22 protein-coding genes are annotated in these 21,315 nt (G+C 68.8%); 6 read left to right on the top strand and 16 right to left on the bottom strand.

Annotation, left to right across the window (positions count from 1 at the left end; translation table 11 throughout):
• The first annotated feature begins 4 nt into the window (after positions 1–4).
• Positions 5–2,752, top strand: coding sequence for a bifunctional acetate--CoA ligase family protein/GNAT family N-acetyltransferase (locus DFP85_RS01090; protein WP_133634091.1), 2,748 nt, complete (start codon positions 5–7; stop codon positions 2,750–2,752).
• Positions 2,753–2,818: 66 nt separating this feature from the next.
• On the opposite strand, the gene pdxH is transcribed toward DFP85_RS01090, so the two are convergent.
• The 3 genes from pdxH to DFP85_RS01105 form a co-directional block, all read right to left on the bottom strand.
• Complete coding sequence (gene pdxH, locus DFP85_RS01095; RefSeq protein WP_133634093.1) at positions 2,819–3,460, bottom strand: pyridoxamine 5'-phosphate oxidase; 642 nt, start codon at positions 3,458–3,460, stop codon at positions 2,819–2,821.
• 93 nt (positions 3,461–3,553) lie between these two features.
• Positions 3,554–3,901 carry a branched-chain amino acid transporter permease gene (locus DFP85_RS01100; RefSeq protein WP_133634095.1) on the bottom strand — a complete coding sequence of 116 codons (348 nt, stop codon included), beginning with the start codon at positions 3,899–3,901 and terminating at the stop codon, positions 3,554–3,556.
• On the bottom strand, positions 3,898–4,590 hold the full coding sequence (locus DFP85_RS01105) for an AzlC family ABC transporter permease (protein ID WP_243737171.1): 693 nt from the start codon (positions 4,588–4,590) through the stop codon (positions 3,898–3,900). The genes DFP85_RS01100 and DFP85_RS01105 overlap by 4 nt, the downstream gene beginning before the upstream one ends.
• A gap of 127 nt (positions 4,591–4,717) precedes the next feature.
• Between DFP85_RS01105 and DFP85_RS01110 the strand changes: the two genes are divergently transcribed.
• Positions 4,718–5,401: a cytochrome b/b6 domain-containing protein gene (locus tag DFP85_RS01110; protein WP_166644564.1), complete on the top strand. Its 684-nt coding sequence runs from the start codon at positions 4,718–4,720 to the stop codon at positions 5,399–5,401.
• Between the two features lie 70 nt (positions 5,402–5,471).
• On the opposite strand, the gene DFP85_RS01115 is transcribed toward DFP85_RS01110, so the two are convergent.
• From DFP85_RS01115 to DFP85_RS01135, 5 genes are all read right to left on the bottom strand, one after another.
• Entirely contained in the window at positions 5,472–5,939 is a 468-nt protein-coding gene (locus DFP85_RS01115; protein WP_133634099.1) for a c-type cytochrome, read from the bottom strand.
• Between the two features lie 88 nt (positions 5,940–6,027).
• A complete protein-coding gene (locus tag DFP85_RS01120) occupies positions 6,028–6,420 on the bottom strand; it encodes a DUF2069 domain-containing protein (RefSeq protein ID WP_133634101.1) in 393 nt (130 codons plus the stop codon).
• Positions 6,417–7,043 carry an NAD(P)H:quinone oxidoreductase gene (gene wrbA / locus DFP85_RS01125; RefSeq protein ID WP_133634102.1) on the bottom strand — a complete coding sequence of 209 codons (627 nt, stop codon included), beginning with the start codon at positions 7,041–7,043 and terminating at the stop codon, positions 6,417–6,419. Before wrbA ends, DFP85_RS01120 begins: the two co-directional genes overlap by 4 nt.
• A gap of 44 nt (positions 7,044–7,087) precedes the next feature.
• Positions 7,088–7,435 (bottom strand): arsenate reductase (glutaredoxin), encoded by a 348-nt coding sequence (gene arsC / locus DFP85_RS01130; protein ID WP_133634104.1) that lies wholly within the window; start codon positions 7,433–7,435, stop codon positions 7,088–7,090.
• 70 nt (positions 7,436–7,505) lie between these two features.
• A complete protein-coding gene (locus DFP85_RS01135) occupies positions 7,506–7,949 on the bottom strand; it encodes a gamma-glutamylcyclotransferase family protein (RefSeq protein WP_133634106.1) in 444 nt (147 codons plus the stop codon).
• Between the two features lie 115 nt (positions 7,950–8,064).
• On the opposite strand from DFP85_RS01135, the gene smrA reads away from it, so the two are divergent.
• Positions 8,065–8,658 (top strand): DNA endonuclease SmrA, encoded by a 594-nt coding sequence (smrA, locus tag DFP85_RS01140; protein ID WP_133634108.1) that lies wholly within the window; start codon positions 8,065–8,067, stop codon positions 8,656–8,658.
• 64 nt (positions 8,659–8,722) lie between these two features.
• Here smrA and DFP85_RS01145 read toward each other — a convergent pair whose 3' ends face one another.
• From DFP85_RS01145 to metH, 4 genes are all read right to left on the bottom strand, one after another.
• Positions 8,723–9,253, bottom strand: a complete 531-nt coding sequence (locus DFP85_RS01145) for a DUF934 domain-containing protein (RefSeq protein WP_133634110.1) — start codon at positions 9,251–9,253, stop codon at positions 8,723–8,725.
• Positions 9,246–10,898 (bottom strand): nitrite/sulfite reductase, encoded by a 1,653-nt coding sequence (locus tag DFP85_RS01150; protein ID WP_133634112.1) that lies wholly within the window; start codon positions 10,896–10,898, stop codon positions 9,246–9,248. Before DFP85_RS01150 ends, DFP85_RS01145 begins: the two co-directional genes overlap by 8 nt.
• Positions 10,899–11,014: 116 nt before the next feature.
• Positions 11,015–12,343, bottom strand: coding sequence for an MATE family efflux transporter (locus tag DFP85_RS01155; protein WP_133634114.1), 1,329 nt, complete (start codon positions 12,341–12,343; stop codon positions 11,015–11,017).
• 52 nt (positions 12,344–12,395) lie between these two features.
• On the bottom strand, positions 12,396–16,109 hold the full coding sequence (metH, locus tag DFP85_RS01160; protein WP_133634116.1) for a methionine synthase: 3,714 nt from the start codon (positions 16,107–16,109) through the stop codon (positions 12,396–12,398).
• A 305-nt stretch (positions 16,110–16,414) separates the two neighbouring features.
• Here metH and nfuA point away from each other — a divergent pair, with 305 nt between their 5' ends.
• The gene (gene nfuA, locus DFP85_RS01165) at positions 16,415–17,005 is read left to right on the top strand and encodes a Fe-S biogenesis protein NfuA (protein WP_133634118.1); all 591 of its coding nucleotides are present in this window, start codon (positions 16,415–16,417) and stop codon (positions 17,003–17,005) included.
• A gap of 66 nt (positions 17,006–17,071) precedes the next feature.
• On the opposite strand, the gene DFP85_RS01170 is transcribed toward nfuA, so the two are convergent.
• On the bottom strand, positions 17,072–18,112 hold the full coding sequence (locus tag DFP85_RS01170) for a DNA-binding protein (RefSeq protein WP_166644565.1): 1,041 nt from the start codon (positions 18,110–18,112) through the stop codon (positions 17,072–17,074).
• 263 nt (positions 18,113–18,375) lie between these two features.
• Here DFP85_RS01170 and DFP85_RS01175 point away from each other — a divergent pair, with 263 nt between their 5' ends.
• Together DFP85_RS01175 and DFP85_RS01180 are read left to right on the top strand one after the other, a co-directional pair.
• Positions 18,376–19,590, top strand: coding sequence for a tyrosine-type recombinase/integrase (locus tag DFP85_RS01175; RefSeq protein ID WP_133634122.1), 1,215 nt, complete (start codon positions 18,376–18,378; stop codon positions 19,588–19,590).
• Between the two features lie 28 nt (positions 19,591–19,618).
• A complete protein-coding gene (locus DFP85_RS01180; protein ID WP_106231314.1) occupies positions 19,619–20,047 on the top strand; it encodes a SufE family protein in 429 nt (142 codons plus the stop codon).
• A gap of 1 nt (position 20,048) precedes the next feature.
• Here DFP85_RS01180 and yidD read toward each other — a convergent pair whose 3' ends face one another.
• The 3 genes from yidD to DFP85_RS01195 form a co-directional block, all read right to left on the bottom strand.
• Positions 20,049–20,321 (bottom strand): membrane protein insertion efficiency factor YidD, encoded by a 273-nt coding sequence (yidD, locus tag DFP85_RS01185; protein WP_133634285.1) that lies wholly within the window; start codon positions 20,319–20,321, stop codon positions 20,049–20,051.
• 69 nt (positions 20,322–20,390) lie between these two features.
• Entirely contained in the window at positions 20,391–20,831 is a 441-nt protein-coding gene (gene hisI, locus DFP85_RS01190; RefSeq protein WP_133634124.1) for a phosphoribosyl-AMP cyclohydrolase, read from the bottom strand.
• Positions 20,828–21,301 carry a transcriptional repressor gene (locus tag DFP85_RS01195; protein WP_133634126.1) on the bottom strand — a complete coding sequence of 158 codons (474 nt, stop codon included), beginning with the start codon at positions 21,299–21,301 and terminating at the stop codon, positions 20,828–20,830. Before DFP85_RS01195 ends, hisI begins: the two co-directional genes overlap by 4 nt.
• Positions 21,302–21,315: the final 14 nt, after the last annotated feature.

The raw sequence follows: 21,315 nt of genomic DNA on the forward strand, positions 1-21,315 counted from the left end.
CTGCTTGAGCACCCGCTTCCTGCGCCACTTCTTCGAGCCCGCCACCATCGCGGTGATCGGGGCCTCAGAGAAGCCCCACTCCATGGGCGGCCTGGTGATCCGCAACCTCCGGGAAGGCGGCTTTGCCGGCAGCGTATGGGCGGTCAATCCCAAGGGCTATGAGTCGGTCTTCTCGATGCCCTGCGTCAGCCGGGTCTCGCAGCTGCCCGAGGTGCCCGACCTGGCGGTGATCTGCTCGCCGGTGGAGACGGTGCCCGGCCTGATCGAGAGGCTCGGGCGCTTCGGCGTCAAGGCCGCGCTGGTGCTCTCCGGCGGTGCCCACCTCGACGATGCGCAGGGCGACAAGGGCTCGATCCGCAGTCGCATGCTCGCCGCCGCCCGGGCATCGGGCATCCGCGTCCTCGGGCCCGAGTGCATGGGGCTGATCGTGCCGGGGCGCAAGCTCAACGCCTCCTATGCCAGCCAGCCGGTAAAGGCCGGGCGAGTGGCCTATCTTGGCCAGTCGGGGATGCTCGGCAATGCCATGATCGACTGGGCCGCCGGCCGCGGCATCGGCTTCTCGCACCTTCTCACGGTGGGCGACAGCGTCGACGTCCTGCTGCCCGACCTGATGGACTACATCAACCAGTTCTCGCCCGCCCAGGCGATCCTGCTCCATCTCGAACGCATCATGGATGCCCAGCACTTCATGACCGCGATGCGCGATGCCTCGCGCAACCGCCTGGTACTGGCCATCAAGAGCGGGCGCACCGCAGAGTCCGACATTTCCGGGCTACCGCCCACGCCCGGTATCGCCAATCGTGACCAGGTCTTCGATGCGGCCTTCGCCCGGGCGGGGGTGGTCAGGGTCGACGACTCCGACGAGCTGTTCGACGCCCTGGAGACGCTGTCGCGCGTGAAGCCCCTGAAGGGGGACCGCCTGGCCATCGTCTCCAATGGCCTGGGGCCGGCGATGCTGGCCATCGACAAGCTGATCAACGCCGGGGGCAAGCTGGCCCGCTTCAGCGAGGCGACCCGCGATGCCCTGCGCCGCGACGACTTCGACATGAGCAAGCCCGGCGAGAACCCGGTGGATCTGGGTGGCAATGCCAGCCCGGAGCGACTCGTCGAGGCCCTGGAGATCGTGGCGGCCGACCCGGGCGTGGATGCCGTGCTGGTGGTCCATGCCCCGACCCGCCTGGCCCCGTCGAAGACCACCGCCCAGGCGATCATCGCCGCACGCAAGCGCTTCCGGCGCAACCTGCTGACCAGCTGGATGGGCCTGGAGGAGGCGCTATCGGCACGCCACGAGTGCAACCTGGCCGGCATACCGACCTATATCTCCCCGGAGAAGGCGGTGAAGGCCTTCATGCACATGGTCGACTATCAGCGCGTGCAGGCACTGCTCCAGGAACTTCCCCCGAGCCTGCCCTTCACCACCACCCCGGAGATCCGGCGGCGCTGCCGGTCGCTGATCGAGGAGGCCCGCGAGGCGGGTCGCGAGTGCCTGTCGCACTCCGAGACCGCGCAGGTGCTGGAGGCCTACGGGCTCCCGGTGGCCCCAAGCCGCTATTCGCAGACCGCCGAGGAGGCCGCCGAGGCAGCGACAGCCTTCGAGGGCCCCCTGGCCCTCAAGGTGGTGCACGAGGGCAACTGCCGCCCCTTCCGCTACCGCCAGCACCCGCACAAGATCTCCGCCGGACTGATCCAGGACCTGGCGAGCCCGGAACAGGTCGCCGAGGCCGTGGGTCGTCTGCACGACAAGGTGAAGGAGAAGTTTCCGGACTTCGCGATCCGCGAGTACTGCCTGCAGGCCATGCAGCGCGGCAAGCACTCCATGCAGCTGTGCGCCGGCATCACCCGGGATCCAATCTTCGGTCCGGTGATCGTGTTCGGCATCGGCGGCTACAAGGTCAACATCCTGGCCGACCGCCAGGTAGCGCTGCCCCCGCTCAACATGAGCCTGGCCGCGGACGTGGTGGGGCGCACCCATGCGGCCCTTCTGATCCGCGAACACTCCAGCCATCCCGAGCGTGACCTGGAGCGGCTCTGCGAGCTGCTGGTCAAGCTGTCACAGATGGCCAGCGACCTGCCCCAGCTGCGCGGCCTGGAGCTCAACCCGCTGCTGCTCAACCGCGATGGCGTGGTGGCGGTGGACTTCGCCATGGACCTCGGCCCCCCCGCGCGCTTCGCGATCATGCCCTATCCCGAGGAGCTGCGGGAGTGGGTGACGCTCAAGAACGGCTGGCAGGTCGAGGTTCGCCCGATCCGGGCCGAGGATGCGCCGCTGATCACGCGTTTCCATGAGCAGCTCTCCGAGGAGAGCATCCGCTTCCGCTACTTCCACAACAAGGCCGACCTGACCCAGCGAGACCTGTCGCACCTGTCGCACATCAACTACGACCGGCAGATGGCCTTCATCGCCGAGCACCTGCGAGACGACGGCAGCAAGGAGATGCTCGGGGTGGTCCGCGTCTGGAACGACCCGGACAACATCCGCACCGAGTTCTCGGTCATCATCCGCGACGACCTCCAGGGGCTCGGCATCGGCAGCCTGCTGATGAAGAAGATGATCAGCTACTGCCGGAGCGTGGGCACCCTGGAGATGATCGGCAAGATCATGGTCGACAACCACCCGATGCGCGCCCTGATGAAGCACCTGGGCTTCAAGCAGAGCTACAACATGGAGGAGCAGGTGGTGGATGCGGTGCTGCGGCTCAACGAGCCCGAGAGCGACTGGCAGAAGCATCGGCTGGAGAGCCTGCCGGACTGAGCCGCCCGCCGAAGGACGACGGCCCCCGCTGTTGCGGGGGCTGTTCCTCGGGGGCGGGAGGCGCGCTCAGGGCGCCAGGCGGAAGCGGTGCCAGCTGCCGTCGCGCCGCTCGTAGCGGATACGGTCGTGGAGCCGGCTCGGCTGTCCCTGCCAGAATTCGATCATGTCGGGAACGACCCGGTAGCCGCCCCAGTGGATGGGGCGGGGGACCTCCTGCCCCTCGTAGGCGCGCTCGAAGCGCTGCTCGCGCTCCGCGAGCCAGGTACGATCCGGGATCACCACGCTCTGGGTAGCCACCCAGGCCCCCAGCTGGCTGCCGCGCGGGCGAGTGGCGAAGTAGGCATCCGACTCCTCGGGCGCCACCTGCTCCACCCGTCCCTCGACGCGCACCTGCCGGGAGAGGGACGGCCACCAGAAGACCAGGGCCGCATGGGGCACGTTGGTCAGCTCGCTGCCCTTGTGGCTGTGGTAGTTGGTGTAGAAGAGCAGCCCCTGGTCGTCGATGCCCTTGAGCAGCACGATGCGGGCATGGGGGAGGCCCTGGCTGTCGGCAGTGGCCAGGGTCATGGCATTGCCGTCATCTCCCTCTTCCTCCAGCGCCAGGGTCAGCCACTCGTCGAACAACGCCATGGGCTCGTCGGGGGTGGCGGACTCGTCGAGCTGGCCACCTTCATAGTCGCGCCGGATGTCGGCAATCTTTCGTGTCATGACCTTCTCCTCGGATTTTGTGCCATGGTCGCCGCTCGCCGGGTCGAGCTCAATACCTCGGACGGGGCGGGTGAGAGATATTTTCGGCTGAGCTTATGGCGCCCAGCCCAGCTGCACCATCGCCATGTAGGCGCCGGTACCGCCGATGATCGACAGCAGGGCGTTGCGCTGCCAGAGGTGCAGCCCGACCACCGCCAGGGAGGCGAGGATCATCGGCCAGCCATCGGCCGCGGCATTGAGCTGGCCGTCGGCCAGCGGGCGGAAGTCGCGCAGGGCGTAGAGCACCAGGATCATCATCACCGCCGGCGGCAGGTAGCGCCCCAGGTGCAGGATCAGCGGATGCTCCGCCTGACGCGCCAGCGCCACGAAGGGCAGCACCCGGGTCGCGAGGGTCGCCGCGGCACACACCAGGATGAAACCCAGCAGGTCGAGGCCGTTCATGGGCGATCTCCGGACTGCCGACGCCGATAGTCGACCAGCAGCACCAGGCTGGCCGCCCCGATCGCCCCCAGCAGCAGGTGGCGGTCCGGCAGCAGCAGCATGGCCCCGAGACCGGTGGCCAGGGCAATGGCGAAGGGCAGCCACTGGCGCAGCCGTCGTGCCTGTTCCAGGGTCAGCACGATGAACAGCGCCGTGAGGGCGAACTCGATGCCGCGGCTGTCGAATGCCAGGGTGGTGCCGACCAGCACCCCGGCCATCGACCCCAGCACCCACCAGAGCTGGTTGAGCAGGCTGACGTGAAAGGCCTGGGCATGGTCCAGACCGGCATCCCCGGCGTGGGTCGTAAGCAGCGAGTAGGTCTCGTCGGTGAGGGCGAAGACCAGGTAGGGCTTCCGCCAGCCGGCCCCCTGGAAGCGGCGCAGCAGGGAGAGGCCATAGAAGAGGTGGCGGGAGTTCAGCATCAGGGTGGCCACGGCCACCTCCACCAGGCCGGCGCCGGCGGCCAGCAGGGTGACGGCCAGGAACTGGCCGGCCCCGGCATAGATGAGCAGTGACATCAGCAGCGCCCCCCATGCCGGGATGCCCACCTCGATGGCGAGGATGCCGAAGGCCGCCCCCAGCGGCAGGTAGCCGAACATGACCGGCAGGGTGGTGACACCGGCTTCCTGCCAGGCGTGACGCTTGAGCAAGGTGGACCTCCTTGTCGTCGTGTGGCGTAGCGCCGACACTTTGATGAGCGGAACATTATACGCCGAGGCGGGCCGAGCCTCATCCGTCGGCAAGGACGAGCTTCCATCAACGCGAGGAGCCAGCACGATGCACCAAGTGAGGGTCTGGGACCTGCCGATCCGCCTGTTTCACTGGGCCCTGGTGAGCGCCGTGGCGCTCTCCTTCTACACCATGAAGACCGGCGGCGCGCCCTTCGTGTTTCCCGTGGAGATCCATGGTCGGGTCGGACTTGTCGTGCTGGGCCTGCTGCTGTTTCGCTGGGGGTGGGCCCTGGGCGGCAGCCAGCATGCACGGCTGTGGCATTTCCTGCATGGCCCCGGAGCCATCGTGGACTACCTGCGATCCCTTCGCCGCGGGCCGCTGCCGCCCTATGCCGGCCACAACCCCCTCGGCGGGCTGGCCGTGCTGGCCATGCTGGTGTCACTGAGCGTCCAGGCGATCAGCGGGCTCTTCCTCAGCGACGACATCTTCTTCCAGGCGCCGCTGCATGACCGGGTCTCGACCGAGATCAGCGACACCCTGTGCACCCTGCACCACTGGAATGCCCAGCTGCTGATCGGGCTGATCGGGCTGCACCTGGTGGCCCTGGTGGTGCATCGGGCGAAGGGGGAGCGCCTGGTGGGCGCCATGCTCACGGGGCGCAAGCGGCTGCCGGGGCGTCCCGCGGACCGGGTCGACGACGGCGCGGACCCGGCACGTGGCAACCCCTGGCTGGCGGCCGTCCTCGTGCTGGTCGCCGTCGGGGTAGTGGGCTGGCTATGGCAGCTGTGACAGGCGATGGGCTGACGCCAGGGCCGAGGCGGCGTAGCCAGCCGCCTCGGCCCTGCGGCGTCGTGCCGGATCACTCGGCGCGGTAGTTGTCGTGGCAGCCCTTGCAGGTGTCGGCGACCGTCGCCACCTGCCGGCGCATGGCGGCGAAATCATCCCCCCGGGCGAGCTCGGCCAGGGTGGCGGTCTCCTCGATCAGGGTCTGCTGGCGGGACTCGAAGTCCTCCCAATCTTCGGCGATATCGGCCAGGGCATCGGTGTCGACACCATGGTCATCTCCCCGCAGGGAGCCCTCCACGAACCCCTCCCAGGGGAGAGGGGCCACGGCGGCGAGGTTCTCGGCACGGCGGGCGAACGTCTCGGCGTCGTAGTCGATCTTGCCCTGGGCCATGTCACCCAGCGGGCCGATCTGCCAGGCCATGACGCCCAGGGCATCCTGGCGGTACTCGATGGCCTTGTCGACGTCGGCCTGGCTGCTGGTCGAGGCGAGAAGGGCGGTGGTGAGGGTGGCGGCGATGAGGGAAAGGCGCGAGAGGGGCATCACGATCTCCGTTTCGTGTCCGGTGAGGGGGTGACCGGGCGTCGCTTGACGCCGGTCACGCTCAGCCTAGCAGCTCCCGCGCCATCCGCTAGTCGGCCCGCTGCTGCCTGCTGCGGAAGCGGGCGTAGGCCGTGCAGCCGACGAACAGGGCCAAGGCGACCAGGGCCTCGGCACCGCCGCGCAGCCCCTGGCCAGGCAGGGTGGCCACCATCACTCCCTGAGTGAAGTAGAGCAGGCTGACGAAGGCCAGCCAGGCATGGCCGCGGGGGCGGCGCGTGAGAATCGAGGGCAGGAAGAGCACCAGCGGCAGCACGAAGGCCAGCAGGGGCACCAGGGGATTGCCGTCGGTGGTGACGATCACCCCACGATAGACCATCAGCGCCAGCAGCAGGCCGTAGCTGCCCAGCACCAGCCGGCGCGAGCCGTCGGTCAGCCGGTCGAGCCCCTTGCGGGCTTCCACGCCTTCCAGCCACTGTCTCATTTGGCCTCCCGGCGCGAGGCCTCGAGGGCCAGGGCCAGCCGGGCCAGGCGTTTGCCCTGGGCGAAGGCCAGGTGGCGCTCATGCTCGTCCAGCGGCCGGTCGCTGCGCTTGCCGGCGACATGGCTCGCCCCGTAGGGCGTCCCGCCGGCGGCGGTCTCCATCAGCTCGACCTCGCTGTAGGGCAGGCCGGCATAGACCATGCCGTGGTGCAGCAGCGGCAGCAGCATCGAGACCAGGGTGGTCTCCTGGCCCCCATGCAGGCTGGAAGTCGAGGTGAAGGCGGTGGCCGGCTTGTCGACCAGGGCGCCACCGAGCCATAGCTCGCTGGTGCCGTCGATGAAGTACTTGAGCGGAGCGGCCATGTTGCCGAAGCGGGTCGGGCTGCCGATGGCCAGGCCCGCACAGTGACGCAGGTCATCGAGGCTGGCATAGACGGCACCCGCCTCGGGAATCTCGGGGTCGACGGCCTCGCAGGTGGCCGAGACCGGTGGCACGGTCCGCAGGCGGGCCTCGATGCCGGGGCAGGACTCGACGCCGGCGACGAGGCGTTCGGCCATGGCGCGAGTGGCACCGTGGCGCGAGTAGAAGAGGATCAGCACATAGGGGCGGTGGTCGTCGGTCATGGGGGTTCCAGATGGCCTGAAGAGACGTGGCGTGCGGAGGGCGTTCAGTCGAGCAGGGCGCAGACCGCCTCGGGCGGACGGCCGATGACCGCCCGTCGCCCATCGTCGGCGATGGGCCGCTGCAGGATGCGCGGGTGGGTGAGGATGGCATCGATCACCTGGCGGGGATCCTCGGCATCGGCCCCCAGCTGCTTCCACTCGGTCTCGTTGCGCCGCACCAGCGCCGAGACACTCCCCTCCAGGCGCTGGACCAGGGAGCGCAGCTCATCGGCATCCAGCGGCTCGTCCAGATAGCGGCGGACGGTCACCTCTGCACTGGCCTCCTCGAGAAGGGCCAGGGCCTGGCGTGACTTGGAGCAGCGCGGGTTGTGGTAGAGGGTGATGCTGGCCATGGGAGCTCCTCGGACCCGTGAGTGGGTGGCGGCCATTGTATCAGCGGGGTACGGCAGGGCCACCCCGTCGTCACTCCGCCGTATTCTCCCCGGCCTCGGTCGGCAGGCGTCGGTAGACCCACGCCTTGCGCCCATCGGCGAGTGTCTGGCGGACCCGCTCGTAGCGGATACCGAGGCGTTCGTAGCGATCGAGTCGCGCGAGCTCCCCGGCATCGACGGTCAGCACCAGGCCTTCCAGCTCGCCGCCAGGCGCCTCCTCAAGATCCAGGTCGTTGCGCCGGTAGCCCTCCATCACGGCCGGCTCGGGGTCGCCGACGCGGCCGTAGACCAGCCAGCGGACCGGCGCATGGGTGAGGGTGCCATAGACGAAGACCCGGTGGGGCCCCTCCTGGACGGGAGCCAGGTGGTCGGGGCGGTCGTAGGTCCAGGGGCTGAGCAGGGAGAGCCACAGCCAGCCGGCCAGGGCCAGCGGGGTACCGAGGGCCAGGGCCCCCAGCCACTTGAGGGGTCGCATGGGGCATCCTTGTCGTGGTCCGAGGGCCATCCTGCCACGATCGGGCCGGCGACTTAAGCCGCCGTGACGGCTCTGCTAGGATGGGATTTCCCCCATGACGTTCAGGAGGTGCCCCATGAGCCAGGCGAATCGCGACGACGTGGATTTCCGGGCACTGATGGGGGATGTTCGCCCCCTGCACGGCGCCACCAACCGGGCCGACCTCGGGCGCGCACGGCACGCGCCCAGCGAGGCGCAGCTGGCCAGGCGCGAGAGTGCCGCGGCCGAGGCGGCAGGCCGTGACTTCCTCTCCGACGACTTCGTCGACCTGGTGCCGCCCTTCGATCCCCTGTCCTTCCACCGGGACGGCATCCAGCAGGCGGTGGTCGACCGCCTGCGCCACGGTGGCTATCCGGTGCAGGCCAGCCTGCACCTGCTGCGTCGGCCCCTGGAGGAGTGCCGGCGCCTGCTGCCGCCCTTCATCCGCGAGGCCTACGCCCACGACCTGCGCTCGGTATTGATCGTCCACGGCCGGGGGCGCGAGATCGACAGCCCGCCCAACGTGCTGCGCTCCTACCTGGCGAAGTGGCTCGGCGCCTTTGACGAGGTGCAGGCCTTCGTCTCGGCAGGCCAGGCAGACGGCGGCCTGGGCGCAACCTGGGTGATGCTGCGCAAGAGCGAACGGGCAAGGTCCGCGAACCGGGAGCGCCAGCAGAAGCGGCGCGGCTGAGGTCCTCGGCAAAACGACGCTGCCGGCCCGAAGGCCGGCAGCGTGCGCTACCCCGGGCAGGGTGTCAGACCAGCGCGGGTTGCGCGCGCCGCTGGGCGAGTTCGCGCAGGCGCCGGCGGAACAGCGGCTCGGGGTCGTCGGTGCCCGGCTGGTAGCCGCGACTGAAGGTATCCAGGGCGCGCAGGGCATCCTCGACGACCTGGTCCTCGCGCAGCGAGAAGGCATCGAAGCCGCAGCGGGACATGTAGAACAGCTGGTCGATCAGCACGTCGCCCAGGGCGCGGATCTGGCCCCGGTAGCCATGCCGCTCACGCAGCAGCCGGGCAATGCTGTAGCCTCGGCCATCGGTGAACTTGGGGAAGTCGATGCCGACCAGCGGGGCCGCCATCAGCTCGTCGGCCAGCGCCGGCGTCAGCTCGGTGTCGCTGGGCAGCCAGGGGGCCAGGTCGTCGCGGCGGCCGGCGGCCTGCCACACCGCTAGGGGGACCAGGGCGGGACCCTGCGCCGGGGCGGTATCCTCGTCGTGGCGGATCCAGTGGTCCTCGACCAGGCGGCGCTTGACGATCAGCGGGCGGGTGACGGTCTGCTCAGGCATAGACACGCTCCTTGAAGGGTTTGAGGCCGATGCGGCGATAGGTGTCGAGGAAGGTCTCGTCGGGCTGGCGGCTGCCGACATAGACCTGCAGCAGCTTGTCGATCACCTCCGGCACGTCCTCGCGGAAGAACGAGGGCCCCAGGATCTTGCCCAGGGAGGTGCCATTGCCCTGGCTGCCGCCCAGCGAGATCTGGTAATACTCCTCGCCCTTCTTGTCGACGCCGAGGATGCCGATGTGGCCGACATGGTGATGGCCGCAGGCATTCATGCAGCCGGAGATATTGAGCTCCAGCGGCCCCAGGTCGTAGAGGAAGTCCAAATCCTCGAAGCGCTCCTGGATGGCATGGGCGACCGGGATCGACTTGGCATTGGCCAGGCCGCAGTAGTCGCCGCCGGGGCAGCAGATCAGGTCGGCCAGGGTGCCCACCGTGGGGTTGGCCATGCCCAGGGCCTCCAGCCGCTGCCAGAGCGCCTCCAGGCGGTCCACCGGCACGTCGGTGAGCACCAGGTTCTGCTCGTGGGTGACCCGCAGCTCGCCATGGCCGAACTCGTCGGCCAGGTCGGCGATGGCCGCCATCTGCTCCGAGGTAACGTCCCCGGGCGAGTGCTCGCGACGCTTGAGCGACAGGGTCACGGCCTTGTAGCCGGACACCTTGTGGTCGTTGACGTTGTTGGTGACGAAGCGGGCGAAGGCGCGGTTCTCGCCGCGCAGCCGCTCGAAGGCCGCGATGGCCTCGGCCGGCACCTCACGGCGCGGCGGTTCGACGAAGTGCGCCGCCACGGCCTCGACGGCGCCCTGGGTCAGGGTCTGGGGGCCATCCTTGAGGTGGGCCCACTCCTCCTCGACACGGCGACGGAACTCGTCGACGCCCAGTGCCTTGACCAGGATCTTGATGCGCGCCTTGAATTTGTTGTCGCGGCGACCGAACTGGTTGTAGACCCGGACCAGGGCCTCCAGGTAGGTCAGCAGGTGCTGCCAGGGCAGGTCCTCGCGGACCACCTCGCCGATCATCGGCGTGCGGCCCAGCCCGCCGCCGGCCAGCACCTTCACGCGCACCTCGCCATCGCGATCGCGCCACAGGCGCAGGCCCACGTCGTGGACCTGGATGGCGGCGCGGTCCTCGACGGCACCGGTCACGGCGATCTTGAACTTGCGCGGCAGGTAGGCGAACTCGGGGTGGAAGGTCGACCACTGGCGGATCAGCTCGCACCAGGGGCGCGGGTCGACCTCCTCGTCGGCCGCCACGCCGGAGAACTGGTCGGTGGTGGTGTTGCGGATGTCGTTGCCACTGGTCTGGATGGCGTGCATCTGCACGCTGGCGAGATCGGCAAGGATATCCGGCACGTCCTCGAGCTTCGGCCAGTTCAGCTGCAGGTTGGTGCGGGTGGTGAAGTGGCCGTAGCCGCGATCATAGCGGGCGGCGATCTCGCCCAGCTTGCGCAGCTGATAGGACGCCAGCATGCCGTAGGGAATGGCGATGCGCAGCATGGGGGCATAGCGCTGGATGTAGAGGCCGTTCTGCACGCGCAGCGGCAGGAACTCCTCCTCGCTGATCCGGCCCGCGAGATAGCGGCGCATCTGGTCGCGGAACTGGGCGACGCGTTCATCGACCAGGGTCTGGTCGTGGGTGTCGTAACGATACATTCAGCGCATTCCTGATGCTGGGAAGTGGCGGACTATGGCGCTACCTTACCGCCTGTCTTTTATTCTAGAAAAGAATAAATGTTTATAGTTTATATGCAAAATGGAATGACGACGACTCAGATGACCAGCGCCTGCCAGCGCCGACGTTGCCAGATCAGCACGAAGCCGGCCGAGTTCAGGGCGCGATAGCCCAGCTGCACCCACCAGATGCCGACCAGCCCCTGGTCGTGCACCACCCCGACCCACCAGGCGAGTGGCAGGAACACCAGCCACTGCAGGGTGAGGGTGGTCGCCATCACCGTGCGGTGGGCGCCGGCGCCGAGCAGGGCCTGGGCGAACACCAGTGCCGCGGCATCCAGCACGATCATCGCGGCGGTCAGGCGCAGCGGCAGCGTGCCCAGGACGACGAGCTCGGCATCATGCAGGAAGAGGCCCAGTACCGCCTCGGGAAACAGCACCATCGGCAGGGCCAGTACCGCCAGGCAGAGCCAGGCCAGATGGACCACCTCCCAGCCCCAGCGGTGGGCCTCGCCATGGGCCTCGCGCCCCAGCGCCTGGCCCACCAGGCTCATCGCCGCCATGCCGAGGCCCACGCCGGGCAGGATCAGCAGCAGCGAGAGGTTGACCAGCACGTGGCCGACGGCAACGCTGGCGGTCCCGATCTGCCCCAGGATCCAGAACAGCACGGCATAGCCGGCGGCAAACCAGATCTGCTGGAAGGAGTGGGGCGTGGCCAGGCGCAGGGTGGTGGCCAGGGCGGGCCGCCGGGGCAGGCCGGCCAGGAAGCCGCTGGCGGTGGCATGGCGCAGGCTGAGCCCGGCCCAGATGGCGAGCCCGACGAAGAGCGACAGCGTGGTGCCGGCCCCGGCCCCGGCCGCGCCCATGGCCGGCAGGCCGAGGTGCCCGAAGATCAGGACGATGCTCGCCACCACGTTGATGGCATGCATCACCAGGATGATGCGCAGGTAGATGCCGGTCTGCTGGATGCCGTTCCAGTAGCCTCGGAAGCAGAAGATCATCGCCACCGGGATCAGCGAGACGACGCGCCAGCGAAAGTACGCTACCGCCTCGGCAGTGACCGCCGGGTCATGGTTGATCAGCGCCAGCAGGCGCGGCGCCTGCCACAGGCAGAGCAGGGTCAGGGGCAGCGCCACCGCCAGGGCGATCGCCAGGCCGGCGTTGAGCGCCATGGCGCGCTCCCCCCACTCCTCCTCGCCGTGGCGACGCGCCGTCTGCGCCTGGACCCCGGAGGAGAGTCCGAAGAGCACGGCGGTGATCAGGAACATGGCGTAGCCGCCGATGCCCACGCCGGCCAGCGGCACCTCGCCGAGCGAGCCCACAAGGGCCGCGTCGATCAGGTTGAGCAGGCTCTGGGTGAGCATGCCGGCGATGATCGGCAGGGCGAGGCGCAGGATCGTCTGGCGGCGGGTGGGCTCGGGCAGCATCCGTGTTCCGGGCAGGTGAGGGCAGGCGGCCCGCCAAGGCGGGCCGGAAGGGTCAGGCCGGGTCGTAGGAGAGCACCGGCGCGAGCCAACGCTCGAGCTTCGAGAGGCGCATGCCCTTGCGGCTGGCCAGCGCCTCGACCTGGTCCCGGGTAATCTTGCCGGTGGCGAAGTACTTCGAGCGCGGGTGGGAGAAGTACCAGCCGGCCACCGCGGCGGCGGGCCACATGGCGAAGTTCTCGGTCAGCGCGAGGCCGGTATTCTCGGTGGCCTCAAGCAGGCGGAACAGGGTCGCCTTCTCGGTGTGGTCGGGGCAGGCCGGGTAGCCGGGGGCCGGGCGGATGCCCTGGTACTTCTCGGCGATCAGGGCGTCATTGTCCAGCGTCTCGTCGGGCACATAGCCCCAGAATTCCTTGCGGACCCGCTCGTGGAGCCGCTCGGCGAACGCCTCGGCCAGCCGGTCGGTGAGCGACTGGACGAGGATGGCGTTGTAGTCGTCGCCGGCGGCCTTGTACTGCTCGGCCAGGGCCTCCACGCCATGCCCGGTGGTGACGGCGAAGCCACCGATCCAGTCGGGCTTGCCGCTCTCCTTCGGGGCGATGAAGTCGGCCAGGCTGTGGCAGACGCCGTCACGGTTCTTGGTGGTCTGCTGGCGGATGTGGTGTAGCCGCTCGATCACCTCGCGGCGCGACTCGTCGGCATAGACCTCGATGACGTCGTCATCGACGCTGTTGGCCGGCCACAGGCCGATCACGCCGCGGGCATGGATGCGCTTCTCGTCGATCAGCTTGCGCAGCATCGCCTGGGCATCGGCGAAGAGCTGGCGGGCCGCCTCGCCGACCTTGGCATCATCGAGGATCTTCGGGTACTTGCCGGCCAGCTGCCAGCTCATGAAGAAGGGGGTCCAGTCGATGCGCTCGACCAGCTCCTCGATGTCATAGTCGTCGAACACCTCGAGCCCGGTAATGGCCGGCCGCGGCGGCGTGTAGCCGTCCCAGTCCATGGCCGGCTTGCGGCTCCGGGCCTCGGCGTAGGTGAGGTCGGCGGCCTTGGGACGACGCTTGGCATTGCGTTCGCGCACCGTCGCATACTCGGCGCGTATCTCCTCGACATAGGCCGGCTTCAGCGCCGGGGAGAGCAGCTTGCCGGCCACGCCCACGGCACGCGAGGCATCGGTGACATAGATCACCGGATGCTCGTAGCCGGGTTCGATCTTCACCGCGGTATGGGCCTTGGAAGTGGTGGCGCCACCGATCAGCAGCGGCAGGGTGAAGCCCTGGCGCTGCATCTCCCTGGCCACGTGGACCATCTCGTCCAGCGACGGGGTGATCAGCCCGGACAGGCCGATGATGTCGGCGTTCTCGTCGCGAGCGGTCTGCAGGATCTTCTCGGCGGGGACCATCACGCCGAGGTCGATGACCTCGTAGTTGTTGCACTGGAGCACAACGCCGACGATGTTCTTGCCGATATCGTGGACATCGCCCTTGACCGTGGCCATGACGATCTTGCCCTTGGCCTGGCTATCTTCCTGAGAGAGTGCGCTCTTCTCGGCCTCGATGTAGGGAATCAGGTAGGCCACCGCCTGCTTCATGACCCGGGCCGACTTGACCACCTGGGGCAGGAACATCTTGCCGGCGCCGAAGAGGTCGCCGACCACGTTCATGCCGTCCATCAGCGGGCCCTCGATCACCTCGATGGGCCGCTCGGCGCGCTGTCGGGCGAGCTCGGTATCCTCCTCGATGTAGGCGGTGATCCCCTTGACCAGGGAGTGGGCGATGCGCTGCTCGACCTCCCAGCTGCGCCACTCCAGGTCCTCCTTCCTGGCCGGGCCGCCGCCATCGCCCTTGTACTTGTCGGCCAGCTCCAGCAGCCGCTCGGTGCTGTCGCTGCGGCGGTTGAGCACCACGTCCTCGACCGCCTCGCGCAACTCCTCGGGGAGGTCGTCGTAGACCGCCAGCTGCCCGGCATTGACGATGCCCATGGTCAGCCCGGCGCGGATGGCGTGGTAGAGGAACACCGAGTGGATCGCCTCGCGCACCGGATTGTTGCCGCGGAAGGAGAAGGAGACGTTGGAGACGCCGCCCGAGACCATGGCGTGGGGCAGGTGCTCGCGGATCCAGCGGGTGGCCTCGATGAAGTCCACGGCGTAGTTGTCGTGCTCCTCGATGCCGGTGGCGATGGCGAAGATGTTGGGGTCGAAGATGATGTCTTCCGGCGGGAAGTCGAGCTCGTCGACCAGGATCCGGTAGGCGCGCTGGCAGATCTCGGTCTTGCGCGCGAAGGTATCGGCCTGGCCGGCCTCGTCGAAGGCCATCACCACCACGGCGGCGCCATGGCGGCGGCAGATGGTGGCCTGCTCGCGGAAGGCCTCCTCGCCCTCCTTCATGGAGATGGAGTTGACCACCGCCTTGCCCTGCACGCACTTGAGGCCCGCCTCGATGATCTCCCACTTGGAGGAGTCGATCATGATCGGCACCCGTGCGATATCGGGCTCGCCGGCGATCAGGTTGAGGAAGCGCACCATCGCTTCCTGGGACTCCAGCATCCCCTCGTCCATGTTGACGTCGATGACCTGGGCGCCGTTCTCCACCTGCTCCAGGGCGACCTCGAGGGCGGTGGTGTAGTCCTCCTCGACGATGAGGCGCTTGAAGCGCGCCGAGCCGGTGACGTTGGTGCGCTCGCCGACGTTGACGAACAGCGAGTCGGCCTCGATGTTGAAGGGCTCGAGGCCGGAGAGACGACAGGCCCGCGGCCGCTCGGGCACCCGGCGCGGCGCCAGCCCCTGGATGGCGGCGTGGATCGCCGCGATATGCTCGGGGGTGGAGCCGCAGCAGCCGCCGATGATGTTGACCAGGCCGCTCTCGGCGAACTCGGCGACGATCGCCGCCATCTCCTCGGGGCTCTGGTCGTACTCGCCGAACTCGTTGGGCAGGCCGGCGTTGGGGTGGGCCGAGACGAAGGCGTCGGCCTTGGTGGCCAGCTCCTCGACATAGGGGCGCAGTTCCTGGGCCCCCAGGGCACAGTTGAGGCCGACGGAGAGCGGGCGGGCATGGCGGACCGAGTTCCAGAACGCCTCGGTGGTCTGGCCCGAGAGGGTGCGCCCCGAGGCGTCGGTGATGGTCCCGGAGATCATCACCGGGTGCCGCTCGCCGCGTGCCTCGAACAGCTCCTCCAGGGCATAGATCGCCGCCTTGGCATTGAGGGTGTCGAAGATGGTCTCGATCAGGATCAGGTCGGCGCCGCCCTCGATCAGCGCCTCGGCGGCCTCGAGATAGTTCTCGCGCAACTCGTCGAAGGTGACGTTGCGCCTGGAGGGGTCATTGACGTCCGGCGACAGCGAGGCGGTACGCGAGGTGGGCCCCAGCACGCCGGCCACGTAGCGTGCCACCCCGCTCTCCTCTGCCACGGCGTCACAGACCGCGCGGGCCAGGCGCGCCGACTCCCGGTTGAGCTCGGGCACCAGGTCTTCCATGCCGTAATCCGACTGGGAGAGGCGCGTGCTGTTGAAGGTGTTGGTCTCGACGATGTCGGCGCCGGCTTCCAGGTACTGGCGGTGGATCCGCGTCACCAGGTCGGGGCAGGTCAGGCCCAGCAGGTCGTTGTTGCCCTTGAGGTCGCTCGGCCAGTCGGCGAAGCGCTCACCACGGAACTCCTGCTCCGAGAGCCCGGCGTTCTGCAGCATGGTCCCCATGCCACCGTCGAGCATCAGGATGCGTCGCGCGAGGCTGTCATGGAGCGTGGCGGTCAGGGAGGTGGGAGCGGCGGCCATGGGTCGAATCAATCTCCAGCGTGGGGCAGTCAGGGTCGAGCCGGCAGCGGGGCGCCTGGGGCGTCTTGTCGAGGATAGGCGCTGCGGGCAAGGGGCGGGTCCACCGGACTCGGGAACATCGGTATACCGCGGAAAGGTGCTCATCTTAGCAAAAGCCACGACGCCGCGGCAGGGGGAAGCCTAAAACCCAGCAATTCAGTCGGGATTGTGTCGGCCGCGTGGGTCGCTTACCATTGAGGGCATCACACGTTCAGTACATGTCGCGACGCCACCCCGGCGCGGCATGTCGCGATAGCGAGAGCACCATGAGCGACAGCATCCAGATTACCGACAGCGCCCAGGACTACCTTGCCGAACTGCTCGAGAAGCAGAACGTCGAGGGCATCGCGGTGCGCATCTTCATCACCCAGCCGGGCACCCCCTACGCCGAGACCTGCCTGGCCTACTGCCGGCCCGGCGAGGAGGAGCCCAGCGACGAGCTGCTGGAACTCGAGAAGATCCGCGTCTACCTGGACAAGAACAGCCTGCCCTTCCTCGAGGAGGCCGTGGTCGACTTCAACGCCGACCGCATGGGCGGGCAGCTGACCATCAAGGCGCCCAACGCCAAGATGCCCAAGGTCAACGCCGACAGCCCGCTCGAGGATCGCGTCAACTACATCCTCTACAGCGAGATCAACCCGGGACTGGCTTCCCACGGCGGCGAGATCAAGCTGGTCGAGCTGACCGAGGACCAGGTCGCAGTGCTGGCGTTCGGCGGCGGCTGCCAGGGGTGTGCGGCGGTGGACCTCACCCTCAAGGATGGCGTCGAGAAGACTCTGCTGGAACGCATCCCGGAGCTCGCCGGGATCCGCGACGTGACCGACCATACGGACACGACCAACGCCTACTACCGCTAGGCCTCGTTGCCAGCTCCAGGGCGGGCGCAATCCATGCCCCGGGTCGCGCCCGGGGCGAGTCCCACCTCACGTTGAATCCCCTCTCGAAGGCCCCGCACCCGCGGGGCCTTCGTCGTTCTCGGGCGCCGCCTCGTGGGGCCGGGCGGGCACCGGTGCCTGCCACAGGCAGCGATGGAGCTGGGACTCCAGGTCGCGCAGGCGGCGCACCTGCTCCTCCAGCAGCTGCTTCTGCTCGTCGATGCGCGCCTGCATCAGGGCCTGCTCATGCTGCAGGGTCCGGGTTCGCTCCTCGGCCTGGTGACGTGACCACTCGGTCTCGCGGTGGCGCTTCTCCTCCTCGGCCAGGGCGCCGCGCGCCTCCTGGACCAGCTGCTGCGCCCGCTCCAGTCGTGCCTCGAGCTGCTGCAGTCGCTGGGCCTGCTGCTTGTCGGCGGCCTGGCGCTCATGGCGCGCCTCGTCGAGCAGTCCCATGAGGCGCGCCTCGCTGCTCTCGTGACGCTTCTCCTCCCGGGCCAGGCGCTCCTGGTGACGGGCTGTCTGCTCGGTGAGGGCCTGCTGCTGCTCGCGTGCCTGTCGCTCGTTCTCCTGCTGCAGGCTCGCCAGCTGCGCCTCGAGGCGAGTCTGCCGGGTGGCGAGCTTTTCCTCGCGCTCCGCCAACACATCGCGCTCTGACTCACGACGCGCCAGCTCGCCGCTCTGCTCCTCGAGGCGCTGCTCGATTCGCGCCAGGTGGGCGGCCAGCGCGGACTCGCGCTGCTCGGCATCCTCGGCCCGGCGCAGGGCCTCGCCGGCTTCCTCCCGCGCCGTCTCCACCCGGCCCTCGGCCTCCTGCCGGTAATGGGCGAGTGCCTCGTTGGCAGACGCCTGGGCCTTCTCCCACAGCGACTCCGCAAGCTCCTGCAGGGCCTCGGGCATGCCCCGGGGCGGGGGCAGGTCGCGGTTCTCCTCCCGCCGCGTCCGCCACTCCCTCAGGTGCTCGCTGATGGTCGTGAAGCTGCCGGTGCCCAGCACCTCGCGCACCTTGTGCACGCTGGGTGCCTCTCCCTTTTCCAGCAGGGCATCGATGGCCCGCTGGACATCCTCGTAACGCACGCCGCTGCGCGCCATGGTCGTGTCCTCGTGGTTGTCTGCCGGGGCTGCCCCTGGACTTTCGAGGGCAGTGTACCTGCGGGCGGCTCGACATTGAAGCTTATTACGTATTACGTTCAGTGTAATTATATTTACGATCAGGAAGATAAAATCAAGATTACGCGGCTTATCTTGATTTTGGTGCAGGGAAGGCCGGATACTGACGAGCAAGGAGCAAGGAGCAAGGAGCAAGGAGCAAGGAGCAAGGAGCAAGGAGCAAGGAGCAAGGAGCAAGGGGAGAGATGGACAGCGAGACGTGGCCGGTAGCGCCCGGCGAGAGGCTCGAGTCGACATCGGCGACGCTCGAGCGACTGCCTGCAGCGGAGAGGGAGCGGCAGGCGCTGCATATCGCCGCCAACACGGACGCCGAGGCCGTGGCGCAGTGGCTGGCCGAGTACCGGGCCAGCCCGCGGACCCGGCACAGCTATCGCCGCGAGGCGCAGCGCCTGCTGCTGTGGCTGGCGGAGCAGGGCAGGGGGCTCGATGCGCTGCGCCGGGAGGACCTGGACGCCTTCGAGGCCTTCCTGGCCGACCCGCGCCCCGTCGAGCGCTGGATCGGGCCGGTACGCCCGCGTAATGACCCGCGATGGCGTCCCTTCCGTGGCCCGCTGTCGCCTGCCAGCCGCCGGCAGAGCCTGGTGATCCTGCAGGGCATGTTCGCCTGGCTGGTGGAGGCGGGCTGGGTCCGCCACAATCCCTTCCGCCTGATGCGCGACAAGCGCCGGCGCCTGGACAACCGCCAGGGCGGGATCGAGCGCTACCTGGAGCGCCCCCTGTGGGAGTGGCTCTGGGAGTGGCTGAACCGGCCGGCAGGAGAGGGCGCCTCGAACCGACATCGCTACGAGCTGACCCGGCGGCGCCTGGTCTTCGGCTTCGCCTACCTGCTGGCCCCGCGGATCAGCGAGATGAGTGCGGCGCGCATGAACGACTTCCGGCGCCGCGAGGGGCGCTGGTGGTGGCACGTGGTGGGGAAGGGCGACAAGGCGGCGCGCATCCCGGTGCCGCCGGACATGATGGCGCTGCTGGGCGAATGGCGAAGCACGCTGGGCCTGGCGGCGGAACCCACGCCGGATGACGCCTCCCCCCTGCTGCGGGCCCTGGATGGCCGGCGCGGGCTGGGTGACAACCGCCTCTACCGGCTGATCCGCGATGGCTTCCGGGAGGCGGCCGAGGCGCTCGAGGGGGAAGCGGGCGAGGCGGCGCAGGGCGAGATACAACGCCTGCGGCAGGCGACACCGCACTGGCTGCGCCATACGGCCCTGACCCATCAGGCCCAGGCCGGGGTGGAACTGCGCTACCTGGCCGCGACGGCCCGCCATTCACGCCTCGACACCACGGCGCGCTACCTGCATGCCGAGGACGAGGAGTGGCATCGCCAGCAGGCGCAGCACGGGCTGGGGTCGGGACGCCCGGCAGGCGATGACGATGATCGAGATGGCGGGCGTGAGCCGTTATAATGGCACCAGCCACCTTCCAGGAGAGACCATGACTGCCGAGACCACCGCCGAACAGGCCCAGCAGGAACTTCTCGACGAGTTCGAGATGTTCGACAACTGGATGGATCGCTACCAGTACATCATCGACATGGGCAAGCAGTTGCCGGCCTTTCCCGAGGAGTGGAAGGTCGAGGAGCTGAAGATCCAGGGCTGCCAGTCCAATGTCTGGATGCACCACCGCCGCGACGGCGAGACCCTGCATTTCGATGCGGTCTCCGACGCCGCCATCGTCTCCGGGCTGATCGCCGTGCTGATGCGCATCTACAACGACCGTCGTCCGGCGGATATCCGCGCCACCAGCCCCCACTTCATGCGCGACCTGGGCCTCGACAAGCACCTCTCGCCGACCCGCAGCAACGGCCTCAACGCCATGCTGGAGCGGATCTACCGCGTCGCCGAGCAGGAAGCGGCCGCCTGAATCAGCGATCGTCGGTCCGGCAGCGGAACTGCTCGTCCAGCTCCGGATCCTCCCGGCAGAGCCGCTCGCTGGGGCCGCCCGGGACCGGGTCGATCCCCCCCTCGCAGCCCGGGTGGCAGCGGGCGATACGCCGCAGCGCCATGATCCCCCCCCGGAAGGGGCCATGCACCTGCAGCGCCTCCATCGTATAGCTCGAACAGCTTGGCCAGTAGCGACAGCGCGGGCCCAGCAACGGGCTCAGCGTCAGCTGGTATAGCCTCACCGCACCGATCATCAGCCAGCCGAGTGCCCGGCCCAGCCCGCGCAGCAGGCGATGGATGCCCGCGGCCAGGCAGGACACGTCTCAGCCCTTGCCGTAGAGGGCGTCGGGGTCGATCAAGGGCTCGCTGGCGACGCGCGCCTCGTCGCCCTCCAGTGCCACGTAGAAGCAGCTGCGCCTGCCGCTGTGGCAGGCCGGCCCCGTCTGGGCCACCTGCAGCAGCAGGGTGTCGCCGTCGCAGTCCAGTGCCGCGCCCTTCAGGTGCTGCTGCTGGCCGGAGCTCTCGCCCTTGCGCCACAGCTTGCCCCGCGAGCGCGACCAGTAGCAGACGCGGCCGGTGTGCAGGGTCTCCTCCAGGGCCTCGCGGTTCATCCAGGCCATCATCAGCACCTCGCCGCTGTCGTGCTGCTGGGCGATGGCCGGGATCAGGCCGTCGGCGTTGAAGCGGATGGCGTCGAGGATCCCGGCCAGGGGGAAACGGCTGTCACGGGGGGCCCGTTCGAGGGCCTTGAAGGTGTCGCTCATGGAAACTCCGCAGGGGCGGCGGGGCGCTCGGTTGCCTGCCGGCAGGTGTCACACTGACCCAGCAGCTCGATGGTCTGGCGCTGGACCTCGAAGCCCAGCTCCCTGGCGCGTCGCGCCAGGTGGTCGTTGATCTCGTCCAGGTGCAGCTCCTCGACCCGCCCACAGAGGCGGCAGATCAGCAGCTGGAAGCCGTGGGCATGCTCGGGACAGGGGCAGGCCACGTAGGCGTTGAGGGACTCGATGCGGTGCACCAGCCCCTGGTCGATGAGGAACTCCAGGGCGCGATAGACGGTCGGCGGGCGTGCCGCGGCGTGTTCCGCGGCCAGGCGGTCGAGCAGGTCATAGGCCTTCAGGCTGCCGGGAGCGGCGGCGATCATCTCCAGCACCCGACGGCGGATCGGCGTGAAGCGCGCGCCGCGCTGCTGGCACTGCCGTTCGGCCTGGCGGATCATGTCGCGGGGATCGGTCATGGCACCCGGAGGAT

Source organism: Halomonas ventosae (assembly GCF_004363555.1).
GTDB lineage: Bacteria > Pseudomonadota > Gammaproteobacteria > Pseudomonadales > Halomonadaceae > Halomonas > Halomonas ventosae.